The following is a 20,972-nucleotide window of genomic DNA, read 5'->3' as shown; positions in this document are numbered from 1 at the left end:
TCCTTTTTATTTAATAACGGATTTCCGCGGGGATGGTTTTAATCTTCAAAGAACAAAGCTTTAAGTTCTTTAGCATCATTGGCTTTCATTTTTCCGCCAAGGATCAGGCGGAGCTGTCTTCTTCTCAAAGCTCCGGCAAACAATTCCGTTTCTTCTGCGGTTTCCGGGCTAAGCTCAGGAACAGGAATGGTCCTTCCGCTTTGGTCTACGGCAACAAAAGTATAATAGGCTTCGTTAGATTTTACACGGCTTCCTGAAGGAATATTTTCTGCCCATACATCCAGTCTCACCTCTACTGAGGTGTTAAATGCACGGGTTACCTTGGCTTCAATCGTGATCACATCACCCAGTTTGATCGGTTGTTTAAAGGATACATTATCCACAGATGCGGTAACGACGATCCTGTTGCAATGTTTTTGAGCAGAAATAGCGGCAGCAATGTCCATCCAGTGAAGCAACCTGCCGCCCATTAAATTGTTAAGTGTATTGGTATCATTGGGCAATACCAATTCATTCATGATGGTGAAAGATTCTTTCGGGCTTTTTATTTTTATGCTCATAGCTGCTGCAAAAGTAAGTAAAAATGAACATACATCATGAATGGGTAAAACGATTAAAGGAGCCTACCAGATAAACGCGGTAATCCCCAGACCGAAGGTGAGGTGGTTAAACTTGGTTTTGCTATAGTCTGGAGGTAGGGGCTCGTAGATGTAATGGCCGTCGGAATCAATGTCCATAAGTCCCTGCATGTCAAACTCATGAGCAGAATTAAAGTAAGTTGTATAGGCTTTGATAGCCGTATTTCTGCCAATTCTTTTTTGAATGCCCATTCCGGCCGACCAGCTGAAGGCCTCCTTTGGTTTATACTTCAGGTAAGGTAATTCTGCAGTTCCGTATTCTTTCTGATATTGCTCTTTGATGTTTAAAATGACGTTTCCGTTGCTGCCTGAAGAGAGGCCTGCGTTGAGCTTGGCTGTGATAAACCAGTTGTTGGCCAAAGGCAAACTGAAATAAGGACCGATGTTTAAATACCTTACCCCCAGGGCTTGTGTAAACAGGCCATTGCTGATTTCATCTAATTCGGGGCCTAACTTTACTTTCTCGGAGTTTAATGGGAAACTGGTAAAGGCAAACTCACCGCCAATACCGAAGTTCTTGTTTAGAAACCAGGCGCCTTCGAGTCCGTAATTGAAACCGTCTTTTGTGTAAATGCTTCCCGGATCTATTGCGGCCATATCACTGCTCGTAGGCGTGGCATAACCGAGGTGCATCTCTATGAAACTTGGCCTGGCCTGAATCGGAATCGGGTTGCGTTTTACAGGTTCATTCATGCCCCTGTTCTTGAAAATCTGGTCGGTAATCAGGTAGCCCAGTTCGGTGGAAATGATCCCTACACCCGCGCCGGCGAGTACATCTGTTACCCAATGTCTGTTGTTGAGTCCCCGGCCTAAAGCGGTTGCTGTAGCCATTGCATAACCTGCAACACCATATAAAGGATGCGCATATTGCCCGTATTCCTTGTCCAGTACTGTCGCATTCATGAAGGCCATTGCCGTATGTCCCGAAGGAAAGGAATTCTTTGAACTGGCATCAGGACGTTCCACTCTCGAGGTGTGTTTTACCCCGTTTACGATTGCCCCCATAATTCCAATGGAGAAAGCATAGGAAACAAAAGCCCTTTTAGGGGTATGCTTGCCTTTTACACCAGCCAAATTTAAGGCCACTACGGCCGCTGCCGGTGCATACTGCATGTAATCGTCGAACTTATACCTGAAGGAGGGAATAAACCTGTTCCTCACTTCTCTGAACTGCCTGCGGTGTGGCCAGGTGAGGGCGGTTGCGCCAAACATGAGTAAGGGAACGGTTGATTGTTTAACAAAAGTACTTTTCCAAAAGGTGTTCACCACGGGCTGCTGTAAGGTGCTGTCCGCATATTGTGCTTTTCCGATAATGGTAAATAAACTGAGGCATCCGGTAAGTAAGAGCGGATAAAAACGGGGTCTGAGTTGCATCTATAACTGTAAAAAACTTTAACGGGCTAACCGGCCCTAAATTGCTATCCCTGGCAAATAAATGTAGGGGCCCCAAAGATAGCCGAATTCTTTAAATGCTGATAAACAAATTATAAGCCTTGCTGTTATTGTTAAACATGGACAATCAAACGCTGATGCAGTACTTTCATTGGTACTATAATGAGGAAGAAAAATTATGGGTTAAAGCGAAAAATGAGGCGGAAACACTTGCAGGGATAGGAATTACCGCAATCTGGTTTCCTCCGGCCTATAAGGCCAATTCCGGAGCAGCTTCTGTTGGCTATGATCCTTACGACCTCTACGATCTCGGTGAATTTGATCAGAAGAATACGGTAGAAACCAGGTATGGATCGAAAGCAGCCTACCAGGAAGCCATTCGGGTTTTGCAGGACAAAGGAATTGTAGTTATCGCTGATGTGGTTTTTAACCATAAAGCCGGAGGAGATGAACTGGAAAAGATGATGGTAAGAGCGGTAAATCCGGAAAACAGGGAGGAGTTCACTTCCGAAGCCTATGAGATTGAAGCATGGACCAAATTTAACTTTCCCGGACGAGCAGGACTATATTCAGAATTTATATGGAACAAGGACTGCTTTAGTGGGATTGATTGGGCCGAAGACCGGAAGGAAACAGGGATTTATTCCATTCAAAATAAATACGGAGAAGGTTGGGAGGAAGTCCCTTCTACGGAGTTGGGGAATTATGATTACCTGATGTTCAATGATATAGAGTTTAGAAATCCGGAAGTCAGGGCAGACCTGAAATATTGGGGCGAGTGGTATGTCAATACCTGCGGAATGAGGGGCTTCCGGCTGGATGCGGTGAAACACATTTCTACCGACTTTCTGGTCGACTGGCTGGATCATATGAAAAGCAGGTTTCCGGAAGGATTCTTTGTCGTGGCCGAAAACTGGAACATTGAAAGCCTGGAAGCGCTTCAGCATTACCTGGAGCTTACTGAAGGAAGGATGCAGCTGTTTGATTCCCTCCTTCACAGGAATTTTCAGCATGCTGCTCAAGAAAAAGAAAACTACGACCTGACTAAAATATTTGACGATACGCTTGTTCAGACGCATCCATTGCTGACGGTTACTTTCGTGGACAATCACGATTCTCAGCCACTACAGGCCTTGGAATCTTATGTGGAATTTTGGTTCCGCCCGATGGCTTATGCTTTAATCCTGCTCAGAGAACAGGGGATTCCATGTGTTTTTTATCCTGACCTTTATGGTGCAACCTATACTGATGAAGATAAAGAAGGGGAAGAAGTGGAAGTTACACTGCCGGTATTGCCTTGCTTAACGGAAATGATTAAAATCAGAAAAGGCCTGTCTTATGGTTTACAACGGGAATACTTCGACTTTCCCAATTGTATCGGATGGACGAGGGAAGGAATGCCGGAAAAAGAACATTCCGGTTTAGCGGTGTTGATGAGTAATGGAGCGGAGGGTTTTAAAGCAATGGAAATGGGCATCGGGCATGCTGGCAGGATCATGGTGGATGTAATTGGAGGCAGGGCAGAAGAAGTCAGCGTTAACGAAAATGGATGGGCAGCGTTTTTCTGTAATGCGGAAAGTCTTGCAGTATGGGTACTTAAGCAGGAATAGCTTTATCTTTTGGTGGTATTTACATTCGAGAAACCGATGAGCTCCTCCCAACGGGAACCTGGTCTGCGGTAATAAACGAAAACCTGATAGGTGTTTTCTGTTTCAAAGAAAGAACCTTCAAAAACAGACTGGTCTGTCCTTCCGCTTTGTTTATCCAGCCATACATATTTATAATCGTATAAGCCTTGCTTTAGCTTGATGTTCTTGTAAAAACGACGGCGGGTAGGTTCATAACTCAGCTTACTGGCCTCATTTAGCACGTAATTGTTGAAACGGCCAACCACATAAGCATCTCCTCCTGCATTTGGAGGCGTTGCATTTAAGCTAAACTGAATGTTGGCATAATCGCTATCTGTATTTGGATCACGGCCTTCTGTGTTCCTGATAAAGAAATTGCCGTTCTCATCAAACCTATTGGTGAATTTTGCAGCCTTGCCATTGATATCGGTAAAGAGTGTGACGTTTATGGCCGTATCTTCTCTGATGATTTCCTGTACATTCTCTGCCTTATAGCGGAAGCTGCGGGTGTCGAATTTCCGGAATTCATTTCCTCCCAAAAAATCGTTGCTGTTCAGGTCGCTGTATACGAGTGAACCAGGTCTGATAAAAGTGGGGTTTGTATTTAGAATTGTCGTTTGAGGAATGCCATTTTGCATGACTATCGCCTTTAAATCAAGCGAAGGGTTTTGGATTGGTGTGCTATGGGCAATCGTAAAATCAATCTTTTGGTTACTTTGGCGTTGGGAAACCTGTTGGCTTGCCGTGATGTTAATGCCAACGGTGACCTGTTTGTTGACCACATAAAAGCGCTGGGAAAGTACGGCCTGCTGAGGATTGCCTTCCTCATATACTTTTAACAGGTAATTGCCGGAGATCTTTGGTTTAATCTGGGAATTTGGCAGGATCAGGGAGTAATTGGTATACTTCTGTAAAGTGCTGAAAGAATATTTGTACTCCGTAATTCTGTCTTCCGAAAGGCCTTCCAGGTAATCCAGCGGCGACAAACGGGAGGGTTTCCAGTCTGAGGTGCATTGCTCTATGGTATAGGAATAAATCTTTGCGCCTCCGTTCAAATCATCAAAAGAGAAATAAAGCTGTTCATTGGAATTCAATGCAATAACCGGCAATGACTGTTCTTTCTGTGTATTATAACATTGTACCGTCCGTATTTCTGGCAGGTACACTTTATTGTCGTATACAAATTGCCGGTCCTGAGCCACAGCAATTTGCATACTTAATAACAGCAGGAAAAAGAGTCCGCCTGATTTTATCATTATCCTTCCATTTCCATAATGTCTGAAGCCAGCTCTTCCCATTTGTTCTGGGCATTATCCAGCTGGTGCTTGGCATTGATATAGTTTTTGTTGGCTTCTGCTAACTTGCCTGCATTTGAATACACGGCCTCATCTGCAATTTCTGCCTCGATACTTTTTACACTTTGTTCAAAATCAGCGATCTCTGCTTCAATCTTTTTCAATTGCTCATTCAGCTTTTTTAGCTGCTGCTGATTGCTCGGTGCTGGTTTTTCGGCTACAACTTTTGGTTTAACCTCTTTGTCTGGTCTTACCGGAACACTGGAAGGTGCAGCAGGTGCTCTTTTGCTGTTCCACTCTTCATATTCCGCATAGGTACCCGGATATTCTTTGATGTCTTTATCTTCAATGAACCAGATCTTATTGGCTACATTATCGAGGAAATACCTATCGTGGGATACCGCGATGAAAGTTCCTTCATATTGTGTCAGTGCCTGAATCAGGATATTTACCGATTGGATGTCCAGGTGATTGGTCGGCTCATCCAGAATCAGGAAGTTTGAATCTGTAGTTAATGATTTTGCCAGTGCTACCCTTGATTTCTCTCCTCCGGACAGGACGCGGATCTTTTTGAACACATCGTCGCCGGTGAAAAGGAAACAACCCAGGATCCCACGCAATTCTGTATCGGTATGCTTAGGTGCAAATGCCTGAAGTTCTTCTAAGATTGTATTGTCCAGGTGTAAGGACTCCAGCTGATGCTGTGCAAAGAAGGTAGTGGTTACATTATGACCGGTTTCACATTTCCCGTCAAAGGCTTCCGCACCTGCGATGATCCGCAATAATGTCGATTTACCTTTACCATTGGCACCGATTAAAGCGATTTTATCTCCTTTTTCAATCAGGCCTTCTGCGTTTTCAAGAATGTCTACGTTCGGGTAGCTTTTGTACGCTTCCTCAACGCGGATCACGTGACGGCCAGAAGGTTTAGAGAATTTAAACTGGAAGTTTACGGTTGGATTGTCGTCATCTACATCTTCCACACGTTCCATTTTATCCAGGGCTTTCATTCTTGACTGTGCCATTTTCGCTTTTGAAGCTTTGGCACGGAAACGTTCGATCAGGCGTTCTTCCTGTTTGATCTTTGCCTGCTGGTTTTTGAATTCTCCCTTTTGAATCTCTCCGCGAAGGGATTTTTCTTCCAGATAGAAGGTATAATTTCCTGCATAAGGTGTTAGTTTTCCTTTGCGGGATTCTACAATACGGTTGACCACTTTATCTAAGAAATACCTATCGTGAGAAACAATCACAATGGCACCTTCAAAGCTCAGTAAATAAGTTTCCAGCCATTTGATGGAGGGTAAATCCATGTGGTTGGTCGGCTCATCGAGTAAAAGGATATCCGGTGTTTGCAAAAGAATCTTTGCCAGCATTACCCTCATCCTCCATCCTCCGGAGAAGGTATTCAATGGCCTGTGCTGATCTGCGGTACTGAAACCAAGACCTGCAAGGATCTCATTCGCTCTGTATTCTATGCTATATCCGTCCAGGGCTTCAAACTCCTGTTGCTTATCGCTCAGTTTGTTTAAAACTTCTTCAGAATAATCGGTTTCAATCTTTTTTAGGAGTTCTTCGATTTCATCATGAAGTTGATTTTGGCGCTCAAAGGCCTCCATCGCTACGTGTAAAATGCTATGGTGTGAGTCGTAAGAAAGTAAATCCTGATTCAGGTAGCCTATTTTCAGGTCTTTCGACATGGAAATGCTGCCTGAAGAGGGGCCATACTCTCCAACTATTATTTTTAGAAGTGTTGATTTACCGGTTCCGTTGGCTCCGATTAATCCAATTCTCTCGCCTGGTTTAATGTGCCAGTTTGCCTCGTCGTATAAAGCTCTGGAGCCTATCAGGAATGTTAAGTCGTTTATTGAAATCATTTGGCTGCAAAAATACGATTTTGTTTGCTTTTCAAGGACATATTATTCGCTATCGTTTTGTAATTTATTTTGGCGCTTTACAGGCGTTAAATGCCTGTTTTTTGCTTGTTTATGCGGTTATTTGATGCCGGGTTAAAATGGAGGGTATGCTTGTAAGGGGATTTTTATAAGTAGTGTTGATGTTTTGTTAACATAACTGCGTATTTTTGCGGCTCGTCTAAACCCTTTTTATATTCGTTAAATGTATCGTCTAATTAAACCTCTGTTTTTCCAGTTTGATCCAGAAAAAGTGCACCATTTTGTGGTGAAACAGCTGAATTGGTTCCACAATCATTTCCCCTTAGGGAGAACAATTTTACGCAGCAGCTTTGATGTGAACATTAAAGGACTGGAGCGTGAAGTCTTTGGGATTAAATTCAGGAATCCTGTAGGGCTTGCTGCAGGTTTTGATAAAAACGGAGAATATATTGAAGCACTGAGCAATCTGGGTTTCGGATTTATAGAAGTAGGAACGGTTACGCCGTTGCCTCAGCCCGGAAATGATCAGCCCCGCATGTTCCGTCTTCCTGAAGATGAGGCCATCATCAATAGAATGGGCTTCAATAATAAAGGAGTAGATACCTTGGCGGAGCGTTTAAGGCTCCTGAAGGATAAAGATAAAAGCATTGTGATCGGTGGAAACATCGGAAAGAATAAAAGTACGCCGAATGAAGAAGCGGTAAATGATTACATCAAGTGTTTTGACCGTTTGTTCGATGTGGTGGATTACTTTGTAGTCAATGTCAGCTCTCCAAATACCCCCGGTTTAAGGGAGTTGCAGGAGAAAGAGCCGCTGATGCATTTGCTGAATACTTTGCAGCAAAGAAATCAGACGCATGAGGTTTGCAGGCCAATTCTGTTGAAGATTGCTCCTGACCTGACCAATGAACAACTGGACGATATCGTAGAGATTGTGATGAAGACTGGTATAGCCGGTGTGATTGCAACGAATACAACGATTGACAGATCTGGCTTACGTACGACTGATAAGGTGCTGAGCGAAGCCGGAGGCCTAAGTGGTAAGCCGCTTACACTCCGCTCTACAGAGGTGATCAGGTATCTGTCTGAAAAATCAAATAAAGCATTCCCGATTATCGGGGTAGGAGGGATTCACTCTCCGCAGGATGCAAAAGATAAACTGGAAGCTGGTGCGTCTTTAGTACAGCTTTATACCGGCTTCATCTATGAAGGACCTGGTATCGTGAAAAGAATCTGCAAAGAACTCGTGTAAGCGGGTTCTTTAATTTGAAGATCGCTCCGGAAAAATAGTCATTATACGAAAAAACGCCTTAGGATATCCTAAGGCGTTTTTCTTTGCTTTTAAAAACAGAAACTTATGCTTTTGCAGTAAGTTTATCAAGAACCGCATTGTTTTTAGCCAATTGGTCTTTAGTAGATTGTCTAGAGCGGCTACCTAATTCGATGTTCGTAGCTAACTTTAAGTTTTTCACGTCTAATTTAGCGAAAGTCTTATTTCTTCTGTCTTTTCTTTTTAATCTCGTAACTGCCATGGTGTGTAAACCTTTAATTTTTTAATTTATTATAAATCTGAGGTCGAGAGCGGATTCGAACCGCTGTAGGAGGTTTTGCAGACCTCTGCCTAGCCACTCGGCCACTCGACCTGTTGAAATTCAGGATGCAAAAATAGTAATTATAACTTAGTATGCAATTTATTTTTGAAAATTTCTGCTAATATCTGCGCATAGTATTGCAGCACAAACAGCTACGTTTAAAGATTCTGCTCCTCCAATCCTCGGAATTGTGACCGGATCTGTGATGAGTTCGATGATTTCCGGGGAAATTCCCTGTCCTTCATTGCCCAAAATGACCAATCCTTCCTTTCCCCAATCCAGTTCGTACATGCTTTTGCCATTAAATACTGCTCCGAATACCGGAACCTTTGTTTCGGATAACAGGGGGGCAAGGTCCTGATAAAAAATATTTACCCTGCTTAAGGAACCCATTGTTGCCTGTACCGTTTTCGGATTATAGACTTCTACGGTATGGTTGGAACAAATGATCTGCTTAATGCCGAACCAGTCGGCCGTGCGGATAATGGTGCCCAGGTTTCCCGGATCCTGTATATCGTCAAGTACTAAAGAAAAGGTATTTTGGAGCTGTTTCACATCCAGCACCGGATTTTTAGGAATATTGACCAAGGCAAGAATTCCCTGTGGCGTCTGTAACGTACTAATCTTATCCAGTTCGGCGTTGTTTACTTCAAATAACTTTATATTTGCCGGTAAAGCAGGGAGTAGCGGCTGATATTGAGCCAGGTAATAGATACTATGAATCTGGTATGAAGATTGAATAAATTCTGCAATAGATTTTATACCTTCAATAATAAATATCCCATTTTCTTTACGGTACTTTTTTTGATGTAACGATTTAATAAAACTTATTTGAGATTTTGAAAGCATACTATATTTATAAAAAGAATGTCCGGTTTCGTGCAATATTACTACTTATTATTGTTTTTGCTGCAGGATGTTCCTCAACAAAATACATTGAAGACTATCAATCCGTTGTAAAAAAAGTAAAAATTGACAGCTTAAATAAGACTTTCGAAGAAGAAGCTTACAACTATATTCAAAAAGACATCCGACCTACTTCAACGATTGGCGTAAATGTGTTTTTGTACAATATATTCAACACGAAGAACGGCCGTTATAAGACCAGTAATATTAAATCTATTGGAAGTCCTCCGCCAATTCTGGATAGTGCGCTGGTAGAAATCTCCCGCAACCAGATTGAAAAATACCTCGTTTCCAAAGGGTATTTCATGGCTAAAGTGAAATCGGATATTAAAGTTAAGAACCAGAAGGCAGAAGTACTTTTTACCACTGATACAGGACCGGAGTTTTCGATTAGTGAAATCAATTATGAGATTCCGGATTCTGCGGTTAAAAGCCTGTATTTGTCGAAGAAGGAGCTGTTTACCCATATCAAAAAAGGGATGCGTTATGACGATGATTCTCTTGGACATGAAAGGGATCAGATTTATCAATTGATGAAGGAGAACGGATATTATGACTTCGCGAAACCTTATGTGAAATACCTGGTCGACTCTAACAGCAATGCGAGCAAGGCAAAAGTGACTTTACAGATCGACAATCCATTGGATAAGCCTCATCATGTGAAATATACGATTGGAGAAACAAATCTGTTGATTGCCCCGAATTCAGACGGATACCCGGATACTGTGGTTTTAAACAAACGGATATTTAATGGATTGAGGTATACGGATCTTTCAAAGAAATTCAGAAGAAACCCTATCGTCAGGTATAATTTTTTACGTCAGGGGGAACAATATGACATTCGGAATGAGACGACCACTTTTGATCGTTTATACGAATTGAATGTCTTCAAGAATGTGAAGATTGAGTATCAGAAAGCGAAAGACAGTTCCAATAAAGTGAATCCTTTTATTCAGTTGATTCCTCAGAAAATCATGAGCAACAGGGTAGAGGGAGAGGTTCCTTTTAACGGAGGAACAGTTGGTTTTACTTTGAGTAATACCTATACCAATAATAACTTTTTCAGGGGGGCAGAAAAATTTGAGTTTCAGGTCAAGGGAGGTTTGCAGTCCAGAATCGGGCAAGGTGGTGGTCTTTTTGGTGATGTATATCAGCGTGATTTTTCTGTAAGTACCAGTTTATCTGTTCCGAGACTGATGGCACCGTTCTTCTCCAAATATGTGACCGGTAAAAACGGGATGCCACATACTATTTTTTCTGCCAGTTATGTCTATGCCTTACAGAAAGACCTTTTTACCAGGAAGGTGATCCAAACCTCTCTGACTTATGAATTTATTGAAACAAAATCGAAGCTGCATTCATTTACTCCCTTGAATTTCGAATATAGAACGGGAAACATACTTTTTGATCTGGTAGATTCTACAGGTAACATCAGTGATCCTGTTAAAACTAATGCTTATAGCATTGCTTTACTTGACAGAAAAGACATTACCCTGGGAATAAAATATACTTACTCTTTAAATGCTGATAAGCTTTTGAGCAATAAGAGTTTCATCTATTTTCGGGGAAATATAGATGTTGCAGGTAATTTACTCCAGGGGATCTCAAAACTTACAGGAACTAAATCGGATCCTAAAAACGGAAAACCAGCCGAAATTCTTGGCCTTCCTTTTAACCAGTATATCCGTCCGGAGGTCGATGTTCGCTGGTATAAAGGATTAGGTGGAGAACGTCAGTTCGTGGCAAGACTAAATGCCGGTGTCGGCTATGCTTATGGAAATTCAACAGAAATTCCTTTTGAGAAGCAGTTTTTTGCGGGAGGTTCTGCCGGGGTAAGAGCCTGGCAGGCGAGAACACTTGGTCCCGGTAATTATAACAGGGGAAACAGGATATTAACTAAAGAACTCCGTAGGGCATTTTTCGGCATTGATCAATTAGGCGAAATGCATATCGAAGCCAACCTGGAATACCGGTATAAGATCGTGGATAAGTTTTTCGGCGGGAAATTAAAAGGTGCAGTATTTTTGGATATGGGAAATGTCTGGAATGTTTCTGATAGTGCATCTCACCCATTTCCGGAAACCCGTTTTCAATTTAAAAATCTGGCAAAGCAAATTGCAATCGGTACGGGTGTAGGATTCAGGTATGATGTACAATACTTCGTATTCCGTTTTGATGTCGGACTTAAACTTAAAGACCCACAATTTACCGGAGAGGGAGAATCTCAATGGGTAATTGGTAAGTTCTTTAGCGGAGGCCGGGATTTCAAGGCTGCATATAAGCTCAAAAATGATCCGGACAGCTACCGCTTTGTACAATACAATTTCGGGATAGGGATGCCTTTCTAAAACATTTTCTTGAGGCCGTCAAAGACCGTCTCAAAGAAAGTAGATACATTCAATCCGTTGCTATGGTTAAAGTAAAAGAAAACCAACAACAGGATCACTGCAATGATGATGAACTTTCTGAAGGCAAAGGCCAGGAATACCAGGATGACCGGAAAGAGGATCAGCCACATGCTGTTGATCGTATATGGATTTAGCGTCCCGTCCTTCTTGTACACATACAAAAGCTTACTGTGTGTGCCTGTATCATTCTGATGTTTCAGGTATACAAAAGCAGACCTTTCCAGTTGTAAAGGCAAGACTGCAACCCCATCATTGAAGGTAATAGACTGGGTAAATCCACTTACCGTAAAGGTATAAACCCCGTTAATTTTTTCTATCGGATGATCCAGGGAATCTGCTGCAATAATGGCCAGCTTGCTGTTTTTAAGCAAGCTTTCTTTAACGATAAAATTATTGATGTCTGCATTTTGTGCGAAAGCAGAAGCATAGGCCAGGAATAGAAAAAACAATAAGGATATACGTTTCATTAGGCTACAAATCATTTATGATGATTAAAAAATATTCCAAATGTAGCAAAAGCACTCATGTTTTCAGGTGTTGCCCAATAAATTATCCGTTCAGACTGAAAATGTTGTAAGTCAGTAAGGTTGCAAAGCATACCCATAAAAAATAAGGGATAAAAAGTAATCCTGCGGTTTTGTCTATCTTATAAAACACCCTGGCATTGATCACAATTGCAATCAGCAAAGCAAAGATTTCAAATAATGCAGCACCGATAGAATGGGCATAAAAAAACAGGAAAGACCATAAAATATTTAACACGATCTGGATAAAATAAATCGCAATGGTTCTTGGGAAATGGGCCACCTGTGCTCTTTTTTGCCATACCAGGTAAGCTGAAAATCCCATCAGAATAAATAAAGAAGTCCATACGGGAGGGAAAAGCCAGTCGGGCGGATTAAAAGAAGGTTTAGCTAAAGTCGGATACCATGTTTTTACCGAGGTCAGGGTGAGCATGCTGCCCAGTGCGCCTGCAGCTAAAGGAATGGCGAGGTTAACGACGAAAGCAATGGGATTGAACTTCATGGTCTGTTTTTGATAAGGTGAACACCGCAAATCTAAGATTTTGATTCGATCCGGGGCGATTTAAATAAACCTAACAATTCCTTAACTTTAACTTTGTTTAGTTTTAATAAACAAAGTTTAGTATTGCAGAACAAATAAATGTTCTAAGATGTCTATAAAATTAGTAGTGTTCGACATGGCCGGTACCACCGTAAAAGATAAAAATTACGTAGGTCTGGCCTTCCAGCAAGCCATGAAAGTGCATGGTTATGAAGTAAATATTGAAGTCATAAATCCAATGATGGGTTACGAGAAACCCATTGCTATAGAAATGATCCTTCAAAAAGAAGAATCAGATCAAACCAAGATTACTGCGGAACTGATTGCCAATATCCATGCCGACTTTGTGGCGTTTATGATTGATTTCTACCAGACTTCGGCTGATGTGGTTCCCCTTCCGAATGTAGAAAATACCTTTGTTCAGCTGAAAAAGCTGGGCATCAAGATCGGCCTGGATACCGGATTTTCAAGAGATATCGCCGACATCATCCTCTCCCGTCTGAAATGGGAAGATACCGTTGATTTTATGGTGGCAAGTGATGAAGTACCCAATGGCAGACCTTATCCGGATATGATCAAAAAGATCATGGCAGAGTTAAACATCACAGATCCGATGGAAGTGGCGAAGGTAGGAGATACGGAAGTAGATGTAAATGAAGGCTTAAATTCGGGTTGTAAATATACCATCGGCATTACCACAGGTGCATTTACCCATGCTGAATTGTTGCCATATCATCCTACACATATCATCGATGATATCGCTGAAGTGTTAGAAATCATCAGTCAATAATAGCAGGATGAGCCTCTTACAGCATTGCCGGAACAAGGTTGCCGGATGGTCGTATAGTCATATCTCTATATTGGCCGGCTTAGCAGCATTTGGTTGTTATACGAGTATGTATGCTTTTCGTAAAGCATTTACGGCGGGCACCTTTGATGGACATGGCTATCTGGGGATCGATTATAAAGTATGGCTGGTCATTGCTCAGGTATTGGGCTATACCTTCAGTAAGTTTTACGGCATTCGCTTTATTGCGGAATCCTCAGGAAAAAACAGGGGACGAAGCATTCTTAAGCTGATTGGGGTCTCCTGGTTTGCCTTACTGGGTTTTGCGCTTACACCAGCTCCCTGGAACATTGCTTTCCTGTTTATCAATGGTTTTCCCCTGGGAATGATCTGGGGACTGGTGTTCAGCTATCTGGAAGGCCGGCGTAATACGGAGTTCATGGGCGCAATCCTGTCGGTCAGTCTGATCTTTGCTTCGGGATTCATAAAAACGGTAGCAAGAACGATTATGGAGGTGTTTCCAGTTAATGAATACTGGATGCCTTTCTGTACAGGTCTGTTGTTTGTGATTCCATTATTGCTGTTTGTAGGCTTTCTGGAACTCATGCCGCCACCAACGAAAGAAGATCAGCTGTTGAGAACGAAAAGGGCACCAATGGACGCTGCACAGCGTAAAAAGTTTATCCTGAATTTCCTCCCCGGGATTATTCTCACTGTAATTATCTATGTAGTCCTGACCGTTATCCGCGACCTGAGGGATAATTTTGAAGTCGAGATCTGGCATGACCTTGGGGTAACAGATAACCATATCTATACCAAAATAGACGGTTTCATTGCGCTAGTCGTTTTGTTCCTGGTGAGCATGCTGATCCTGGTAAAGAACAACCTGAAGGCCTTCATTATCATTCATGGAATGATCATCGCCGGATGTGCCTTAACGGGAATCGGAACCTTACTCTTTGATGCACATTACATCAGCCCGGTAGTCTGGATGGTGATGGTGGGGATGGGCTTATACATGGCTTATATTCCTTATAATGCCATCTTCTTTGAGCGCATGATCGCTACCTTTCATTATAAAAGCAATATCGGTTTTGTCATGTATGTGGCAGATTCTATCGGATACCTGGGGAGTGTGAGTATTTTATTGTTCAAAGAGTTTGGTGATGCAGAGATCAGCTGGGGTCATTTTTTCAGGCAGAGCGCGGTCATCGCAGCAGTGGTAGGGGTAACCTGCAGCATGTTTTCTCTGCTGTATTTCCGTCAGAAAAGTTTAAAGAATAAGAAAAAAGAAAGTAACATTGCCCTCTCCGGATTGAGCCTGGAGGGAAAAAGGGGAGCCGAATAAATCATCATTAAAATTAAAAAAATGAGTACAAAACATTATGACCTGATTGTAATTGGAGGTGGAATATTAGGCACCTTCCATGCTTACCATGCCTTGAAAAACGGAAAGAAGGTTTTGCAACTGGAAAAAGACAATTATCCGGTAGGCGCTACGGTAAGGAATTTTGGTCAGGTGATTCCTTCCGGGATGACCGGCGTTTGGTTTGATTATGGGGTCCGCGGTCTGGAGATCTATCAGGAGATCCAGCAGGAATTTGACATTTCCGTAAGAAAAAACGGAAGTGTATATATTGCTTCCGATGAGGAAGAACAAAATCTGATTCATGAACTGAAAGCACATTATGATACGCTGGGTTATACTCAGCAACTGCTGGGAAAAGCGCAAATTCTGACTAAATATCCGGCCATAAGAAGCAGCTATGCAAAAGAAGCTTTGCTTTTTGATCAGGAGATCAGTGTAGACCCGACGGCGATGATTTATCGCCTGCAGGAGTTCATGCGCGGGAAGTTTGAAAACTATACCCTGATGTGCAATTCGCCGGTTGTAGATTGCGTTGCCAACGGAAAAGGAGCGGAAGTCCGTTTGAGCAGAGGGGACATTTACAGCGCAGATAAAGCGGTGCTTTGCAATGGTTATGAATTTAAACTATTGTTCCCAGCTTTATTTGAAAAGAGTGGACAGGTGATCAGTAAGCTTCAGATGATGCGCACTGTTCCCATGCCGAAAGTGGAACTTGAAGGGAATATCCTGACGGGTCTAACCATCAGGAGGTATGAAAGTTTTGAAGAATATTGTCCTTCGTTTAAAAATTTAAGCATTCCGGAACATTACCGGGAACTTAAAGAATGGGGAATTCACCTCCTGCTTAAAAAAGCGGAAGATGGTAGCTTTATCATCGGGGATTCTCATGAATATGCCGATGTAAATCATTTCGATGAACTTGGTTTTAATGTGAAACAACACATCAATGAACTGATGTTAAAAGAGGGGGAACGGATTGTGAACTTCAACCTCCGTGATATGGCAACTACCTGGGCCGGATTTTATCCGCAGCACCCTACCGAGCATATCCTGGAATACGACATCGAAGATTGCATCCATATCCGTACCTGTATCGGTGGTAAAGGCATGACGGCAAGTGCCGGTTATACGGAAGCGAGTTTGAAAAAGATCCTGGGGATTTAGGATTACCGCTGCTGGTAATTGATGCCTTTTCCGTTTTCACAATAGCATTGAAGACTGTATAGGAAGAAGGCCCAGTTATAGTTGCAATGCCTGTAAAACTCCGTTACTTCCGCCCAGTCGGTTTGCTTCAGGGTGACAAAGGTCTTTCCGTTTTTCTCTTCCAAATCAAAAGAAACACTTGTTCCTATCCATTGGGGATCGGAATCTATACAATACCATAACACCCGTTGGTTAGGAACAAGTGCTTTAATCTCGAAACGATCCGTTTCAGCACCAAAGCTGAACTCATTGATAAAGCCTACTTCTGGTTTTACTTTCAATTCACTGGTCCATACCGCTGTCAGTCCTTCCTCAGTAGTGAGTGCCTCGTATACCTTTGCTATAGGAGCGCGTAATACATTGATGTGTTCTATATTGGCCATTTCTTTTTTCGTTAAAGATAAGCTCCATATGATCCAATTGTAAAGGGGAAACCGGAATTATTTAAGGGGAATTCAAGACAAATTATCAAGGCTTTTCCGGAAGATGCTGATAAAAATATATCGTAATAAGCTTATCTTTATTTGTACCTATTCTAAATAAGCATATATTTGCGGATGCCAGTAAATTTATGACATCCAATACAAACCCTAAAAAGAAAAAACATCCACGATCCTTATTTTACCGGATCTCTGCCTGGCTTCACCTTTGGTTGGGATTGGTAACAGGAATCGTGATGGTGATCGTTTGTGTAACGGGATGCCTTTATGTGTTCATAGATGAAATTCAATCTGTTTTAAATCCGGAAACCAATATTGCGAGACAGGATAAGCCTGTTTTGACGCCTTCCCAGATATCCAATGCAGCCGCGAAGATTTATCCTGATAAAAAGGTGAGTTATGCCACTTACAGACAAGGTAAAGCAATCACCGTCGGACTGGGAGAAGGAAGAAGTGGAAATACTACGCTTTACATCCATCCTTATACCGGGCAACTCATTAAACAAGAGCTGAAAGAAAAAGGGGAGACAGATTTCTTCAGTTTCGTGCTCAGCGGACATCGGTTTTTATGGATGCCCTATCAGATCGGAAGGCCCATCGTGAATTATAGTACCCTGATTTTTGTCATCATACTGATTAGTGGAATTGTATTGTGGTGGCCAAAGAAATGGACCAAAAATACGAGAGAACGAAGCTTTCAGATTAAATGGGGCGCCTCATTTAAACGGGTCAACTATGATTTTCATAATGTATTGGGATTTTATTCGCTGCTGGTGCTGCTTGCGATCGCTTTAACGGGAATGGTCTACGGAATCGAATGGTACAGTAAAGGTTTGTATTGGGTAACTTCAGCAGGCCAAAGCCTCCCGGATTATAAAGATGCAAAATCTGATTCCCTGCAGGCCAATAAGTTCTATACTTCCGCTGCAGCGATGGACCTGGCCTGGAAAAAGGTGATCACTAAAACTCCGGAGGCAAGGGGATTTTACTATGGTTATCCAGATACAACGGATGCAAAGTCGACGATTAATATCTATATCTATCCCACGGTTGGAAAGTATTATGACAACATGAGTTTTGCTTTTGACCGCCATACTTTAAAGGAATTTCCCGCACACCCGGTTTATGATGTGAAGTTTTCAGAAGCGGCTTTGCCGGCGAAAATCAGAAAAATGAATTACGATATCCATGTTGGCTCTATCCTGGGATTACCGGGTAAAATTCTGGCTTTTTTTGGTGCATTGATTGGTGCTTCATTACCCATTACCGGATTTATCATCTGGTGGGGCAAGCGAAAAAAGAAACCAAAAAAGCCAGGTACAGCAGCAGCCAAGCCTGTTGCTAAAAAGACTGTTGTCGTTGAAGAAAGTATCACCTAATTACAAAATAAAACAATGAATAAACTAAAAACACTTGTACTATCGCTGATCCTGATGTTTAGCGTAAATCAATTATTTGCCCATGCCTTGTTTATTAAAACGGCGGCAAATGGTAAAAAAGGAGCCGCTCAGGAAGTGAAAATTTTCTACGGTGAACCCGGAGAGAACCAACCTGAGAAACTGGGCGACTGGTGGTCGGATACAAAAGAATTCAGCCTTTGGCTGATCAATCCTCAGGGAGAAAAAGAACAATTAAAAGTGACGCCAAAGGAAGATCATTTTGTGGCCAGCTTTACTCCGGCAGCAGATGGTGTATATACCTTAAGCATCAGCCATACGGTAAAACAAATCGCAGGTAAAAAGCAATATCAATTTAATGCAGCTGCATTGGTCAGTGTAGGTAAAGCAAATGTGGGCAATACTGCCTTAGCAAATAAAGCTGATTTAGGTGTGTTTGTGGATGCATTGGCCAGCTTAAAAACAGGAAAGGCAATCACATTGAGCAGCCATTTCAAAGCGCAGCCGACAGGGGATGTAGAAGTTTCTGTATTCGCCCCGAAAGGATGGACGAAACAGGTGAAAACAGGTGCTGATGGAAAAACTACTTTTATCCCGGAATGGCCGGGTACTTATCTGCTGGAAGCGGGTAAAAATGAAAAAGTAGAAGGACAGGCATTTGAAAGTATTGAACGCATTGCAACATTGAGTATCGCGGTAAACTAAGCCCTCAATTGAGCTGATGAAAACGGCGGTCACCGATGGTGGCCGCCGTTTTTGTTTTGAATTTGGTGTGGGAATTGCAAGGATATCAACGTCCGGTTAACTGGACAAAGGTTAAAACACAATATAAATACACACACAATGTTAAAAAGTATCATTACAAAAAAGGGAATTTTGTCCTTATTAATCGTTCTCGGAAGTATTTCCAGCACCATGGCTGCTGAAGTTATCAGACTGATGGTAAAGGAAGACAGGGCTTCCTGCACGGGAGTTGCTCCAATGAATTGTCTACAGGTAAAATATAAGAATAGTAAAAACTGGGAGTTGTTTTATAGCGAAATCGAAGGCTTCAAACATCAGGAAGGTTACCGTTATACGCTTTCTGTGATTCGTACTAAAAGAAAGAATGTACCTGCTGATGCGTCCATTTATACCTACAAATTGAAAAAGGTGATCAAAAAGCAGAAAATAGCGGTTAATAATGCCGGAAAAGATCCGCTTGTGGCTGTAGGAAATCAAAAATGGACTTTGGTGAACATGAATGGAAAAGCGGTAGAGGGTGGTAGAATTCACCTGACCTTAGATCCTAAAGTCAATAAGTTTTCCGGTTCCGGAGGATGTAATCGTATCTTCGGTGGTTTCAGCTATGATCAGAAAACAGAGCTGATTACGGTAGGAAATGTAGCTTCCACATTAATGGCTTGTCCGGATGATAAAGTAAATAAATTGGAGCATGAGTTTACAGAGGCATTAAACACCAAAACGTTTAAGGTAGTGAAGAACGGCAATACCATGACTTTCTATAAAGGTGGTGTAAAAGCTTTAGAATTCAGTAATGGAAAAGGTGAGGCGGGGAATGACATCTGGAAGTTTATTGGAAGTCATAAATGGAGACTGATTCAAATGAATGGAGAAACCCAGACGGAATCGCCGGTAACGATCAATTTCAACCTTGCGGAGAAACGTTTCAATGGTAACTCTGGTTGTAACAACTACGTTGGTACTTACCAGGCAGGAAGCAAGACCATTGCTTTTGGACCTGCGGCAAGTACCCGTCGTGCTTGTTTAGATCAGAAATTGAGCGCTTTGGAAAATAAGTTTTTAAGCATATTAGGGACTAAAGATTTTAGTTTTGATGTTGCTGATCAGACTTTAAACCTTTATCAGAACAATCACCTGGTATTGATGTTTGGACTGACCAAATAAGCAATTTTATCATAAAGTATATTTAAGAGGGGGCAGGATTTATTTTGCCCCTCTTTGCGTATTGATAAAAACAGGATCAGGCTTTGGTCATCCAGGTAACCTGCTGGTTTGGCTCATGTTCCTGTCCGATGATGTCCCGGTATAAATCAGGTCTGCGGGCGTTTTTATAACGATGTCCACCGGCTTTCTCCAGCTTATCCGGCGTAATTGAGGCGATAGCAATGTCATTGCCCAGTTCCCGGCATTCTGCAATTACATCACCGTAAGGATCAATAATCATGGAACAGCCGTTCTTAAGCTGATCATCGTCCATTCCTATCGGGTTGGAGAAAATGGCGTAAACGGCATTGTCGTAAGCCCTTGCAGGAAGCCATTTCATCAACCATGCCCTCCCTTTCAGGCCATCAAATTCTGCACGGACAGAAGTAGGATCATTTGCCCTGTTTTCCCACAATTCAGGTGCTACAAAGCCTGCTCCCGGACGGGTAGAAGGGGTACACATTGTGACATGAGGCATAAAAATGATTTGTGCACCAAGCAGGGTGGTTGCCCTGACATTTTCAACAATGTTGTTGTCATAACAAATCAATATGCTGCATGTCCATCCGAAAAGATCAAAAGTGACATATTCATTTCCAGGCTTCAGGTGCGGGTTAATGAAGGGATGCAGTTTTCTGTATTTGGCGATGAGTCCGTTCTGGTCCACAGCTACATAGGCCTTAAAGAGATCATCATTGCTGTCTTTTTCAAACAATCCTGCCAGAACTACAATCTGATGTTCAGCAGCAATTTCTTTTAATTTCTGAATAGAGGGGCCATCGGGAATATATTCTGCATGTTCCAGCATTTCGGCTTTGCTCAGATTTCTGGCGAAAGTATATCCGGTGATGCTGCATTCATGGAAGGAGATAACGTCTGCTCCTGAGGCTGCTGCACGGGCAGAGAGTTCATTGATGCGGTCCAGATTATACGCTTTATCGCCGCTGCGGTTTTCAAATTGTGCGGTTGCAATTTTTAGTGTCTTCATCGTCTTAAATTTTGTTTTAATCAGC

General features: G+C 42.2%; 19 protein-coding genes and 1 tRNA gene. 9 read left to right on the top strand and 11 right to left on the bottom strand.

From position 1 onward, the window contains the following. Positions 1 to 38: 38 nt before the first annotated feature. Together BLQ87_RS11450 and BLQ87_RS11445 are read right to left on the bottom strand one after the other, a co-directional pair. Positions 39 to 560, bottom strand: coding sequence for an acyl-CoA thioesterase (locus BLQ87_RS11450; RefSeq protein ID WP_074606562.1), 522 nt, complete (start codon positions 558 to 560; stop codon positions 39 to 41). A 63-nt stretch (positions 561 to 623) separates the two neighbouring features. After that, positions 624 to 2,012, bottom strand: a complete 1,389-nt coding sequence (locus tag BLQ87_RS11445) for a phosphatase PAP2 family protein (RefSeq protein WP_074606560.1) — start codon at positions 2,010 to 2,012, stop codon at positions 624 to 626. Between the two features lie 137 nt (positions 2,013 to 2,149). On the opposite strand from BLQ87_RS11445, the gene BLQ87_RS11440 reads away from it, so the two are divergent. Further along, a complete protein-coding gene (locus BLQ87_RS11440; protein WP_074606558.1) occupies positions 2,150 to 3,640 on the top strand; it encodes an alpha-amylase in 1,491 nt (496 codons plus the stop codon). 2 nt (positions 3,641 to 3,642) lie between these two features. Here BLQ87_RS11440 and BLQ87_RS11435 read toward each other — a convergent pair whose 3' ends face one another. Together BLQ87_RS11435 and BLQ87_RS11430 are read right to left on the bottom strand one after the other, a co-directional pair. Further along, positions 3,643 to 4,914 carry a type IX secretion system plug protein gene (locus tag BLQ87_RS11435; RefSeq protein WP_074606556.1) on the bottom strand — a complete coding sequence of 424 codons (1,272 nt, stop codon included), beginning with the start codon at positions 4,912 to 4,914 and terminating at the stop codon, positions 3,643 to 3,645. Next, the gene (locus BLQ87_RS11430; RefSeq protein ID WP_074606554.1) at positions 4,914 to 6,827 is read right to left on the bottom strand and encodes an ABC-F family ATP-binding cassette domain-containing protein; all 1,914 of its coding nucleotides are present in this window, start codon (positions 6,825 to 6,827) and stop codon (positions 4,914 to 4,916) included. The genes BLQ87_RS11435 and BLQ87_RS11430 overlap by 1 nt, the downstream gene beginning before the upstream one ends. Positions 6,828 to 7,068: 241 nt before the next feature. Here BLQ87_RS11430 and BLQ87_RS11425 point away from each other — a divergent pair, with 241 nt between their 5' ends. Next, positions 7,069 to 8,097, top strand: a complete 1,029-nt coding sequence (locus BLQ87_RS11425; protein WP_074606552.1) for a quinone-dependent dihydroorotate dehydrogenase — start codon at positions 7,069 to 7,071, stop codon at positions 8,095 to 8,097. Between the two features lie 103 nt (positions 8,098 to 8,200). On the opposite strand, the gene BLQ87_RS11420 is transcribed toward BLQ87_RS11425, so the two are convergent. The 3 genes from BLQ87_RS11420 to BLQ87_RS11410 form a co-directional block, all read right to left on the bottom strand. Further along, positions 8,201 to 8,377 carry a spore protein gene (locus BLQ87_RS11420; RefSeq protein ID WP_074606550.1) on the bottom strand — a complete coding sequence of 59 codons (177 nt, stop codon included), beginning with the start codon at positions 8,375 to 8,377 and terminating at the stop codon, positions 8,201 to 8,203. 40 nt (positions 8,378 to 8,417) lie between these two features. Beyond that, positions 8,418 to 8,488 (bottom strand) — tRNA-Cys (locus tag BLQ87_RS11415). Between the two features lie 48 nt (positions 8,489 to 8,536). Then, positions 8,537 to 9,286: a TrmH family RNA methyltransferase gene (locus BLQ87_RS11410; RefSeq protein WP_074606548.1), complete on the bottom strand. Its 750-nt coding sequence runs from the start codon at positions 9,284 to 9,286 to the stop codon at positions 8,537 to 8,539. Here BLQ87_RS11410 and tamL point away from each other — a divergent pair. After that, positions 9,277 to 11,691 carry a translocation and assembly module lipoprotein TamL gene (tamL, locus tag BLQ87_RS11405; protein ID WP_083361809.1) on the top strand — a complete coding sequence of 805 codons (2,415 nt, stop codon included), beginning with the start codon at positions 9,277 to 9,279 and terminating at the stop codon, positions 11,689 to 11,691. The genes BLQ87_RS11410 and tamL overlap by 10 nt on opposite strands. Here the strand turns inward: tamL and BLQ87_RS11400 are convergent. Continuing rightward, positions 11,688 to 12,218 carry a hypothetical protein gene (locus tag BLQ87_RS11400; protein WP_074606546.1) on the bottom strand — a complete coding sequence of 177 codons (531 nt, stop codon included), beginning with the start codon at positions 12,216 to 12,218 and terminating at the stop codon, positions 11,688 to 11,690. The genes tamL and BLQ87_RS11400 overlap by 4 nt on opposite strands. An 82-nt stretch (positions 12,219 to 12,300) precedes the next feature. Further along, positions 12,301 to 12,777 carry a TspO/MBR family protein gene (locus BLQ87_RS11395; RefSeq protein WP_074606544.1) on the bottom strand — a complete coding sequence of 159 codons (477 nt, stop codon included), beginning with the start codon at positions 12,775 to 12,777 and terminating at the stop codon, positions 12,301 to 12,303. 148 nt (positions 12,778 to 12,925) lie between these two features. Between BLQ87_RS11395 and BLQ87_RS11390 the strand changes: the two genes are divergently transcribed. From BLQ87_RS11390 to BLQ87_RS11380, 3 genes are read left to right on the top strand one after another with little or no spacing between them, the layout of a single operon-like run. Then, entirely contained in the window at positions 12,926 to 13,606 is a 681-nt protein-coding gene (locus BLQ87_RS11390) for an HAD-IA family hydrolase (protein WP_074606542.1), read from the top strand. 7 nt (positions 13,607 to 13,613) lie between these two features. Beyond that, entirely contained in the window at positions 13,614 to 14,951 is a 1,338-nt protein-coding gene (locus tag BLQ87_RS11385; RefSeq protein WP_074606540.1) for a DUF5690 family protein, read from the top strand. A 21-nt stretch (positions 14,952 to 14,972) separates the two neighbouring features. After that, positions 14,973 to 16,136: a TIGR03364 family FAD-dependent oxidoreductase gene (locus BLQ87_RS11380; protein WP_074606539.1), complete on the top strand. Its 1,164-nt coding sequence runs from the start codon at positions 14,973 to 14,975 to the stop codon at positions 16,134 to 16,136. A 2-nt stretch (positions 16,137 to 16,138) separates the two neighbouring features. Here BLQ87_RS11380 and BLQ87_RS11375 read toward each other — a convergent pair whose 3' ends face one another. After that, positions 16,139 to 16,558 carry an SRPBCC family protein gene (locus tag BLQ87_RS11375; RefSeq protein ID WP_074606537.1) on the bottom strand — a complete coding sequence of 140 codons (420 nt, stop codon included), beginning with the start codon at positions 16,556 to 16,558 and terminating at the stop codon, positions 16,139 to 16,141. A 188-nt stretch (positions 16,559 to 16,746) separates the two neighbouring features. On the opposite strand from BLQ87_RS11375, the gene BLQ87_RS11370 reads away from it, so the two are divergent. The 3 genes from BLQ87_RS11370 (at position 16,747) to BLQ87_RS11360 (ending at position 19,920) form a co-directional block, all read left to right on the top strand. Next, a complete protein-coding gene (locus BLQ87_RS11370; protein ID WP_074606534.1) occupies positions 16,747 to 17,994 on the top strand; it encodes a PepSY-associated TM helix domain-containing protein in 1,248 nt (415 codons plus the stop codon). A gap of 15 nt (positions 17,995 to 18,009) precedes the next feature. Continuing rightward, a complete protein-coding gene (locus BLQ87_RS11365; RefSeq protein WP_074606532.1) occupies positions 18,010 to 18,717 on the top strand; it encodes a DUF4198 domain-containing protein in 708 nt (235 codons plus the stop codon). A gap of 138 nt (positions 18,718 to 18,855) precedes the next feature. Next, entirely contained in the window at positions 18,856 to 19,920 is a 1,065-nt protein-coding gene (locus BLQ87_RS11360; protein WP_074606530.1) for an META domain-containing protein, read from the top strand. A 76-nt stretch (positions 19,921 to 19,996) separates the two neighbouring features. On the opposite strand, the gene BLQ87_RS11355 is transcribed toward BLQ87_RS11360, so the two are convergent. Continuing rightward, positions 19,997 to 20,947 (bottom strand): nitrilase family protein, encoded by a 951-nt coding sequence (locus BLQ87_RS11355; protein WP_074606979.1) that lies wholly within the window; start codon positions 20,945 to 20,947, stop codon positions 19,997 to 19,999. Positions 20,948 to 20,972: the final 25 nt, after the last annotated feature.

The sequence above is a fragment of the Pedobacter steynii genome (assembly GCF_900103665.1).
Lineage (GTDB): Bacteria > Bacteroidota > Bacteroidia > Sphingobacteriales > Sphingobacteriaceae > Pedobacter > Pedobacter steynii.
Note: the sequence above shows the minus strand (reverse complement) of the source record. Positions and strands in the feature narration are given on the sequence as shown.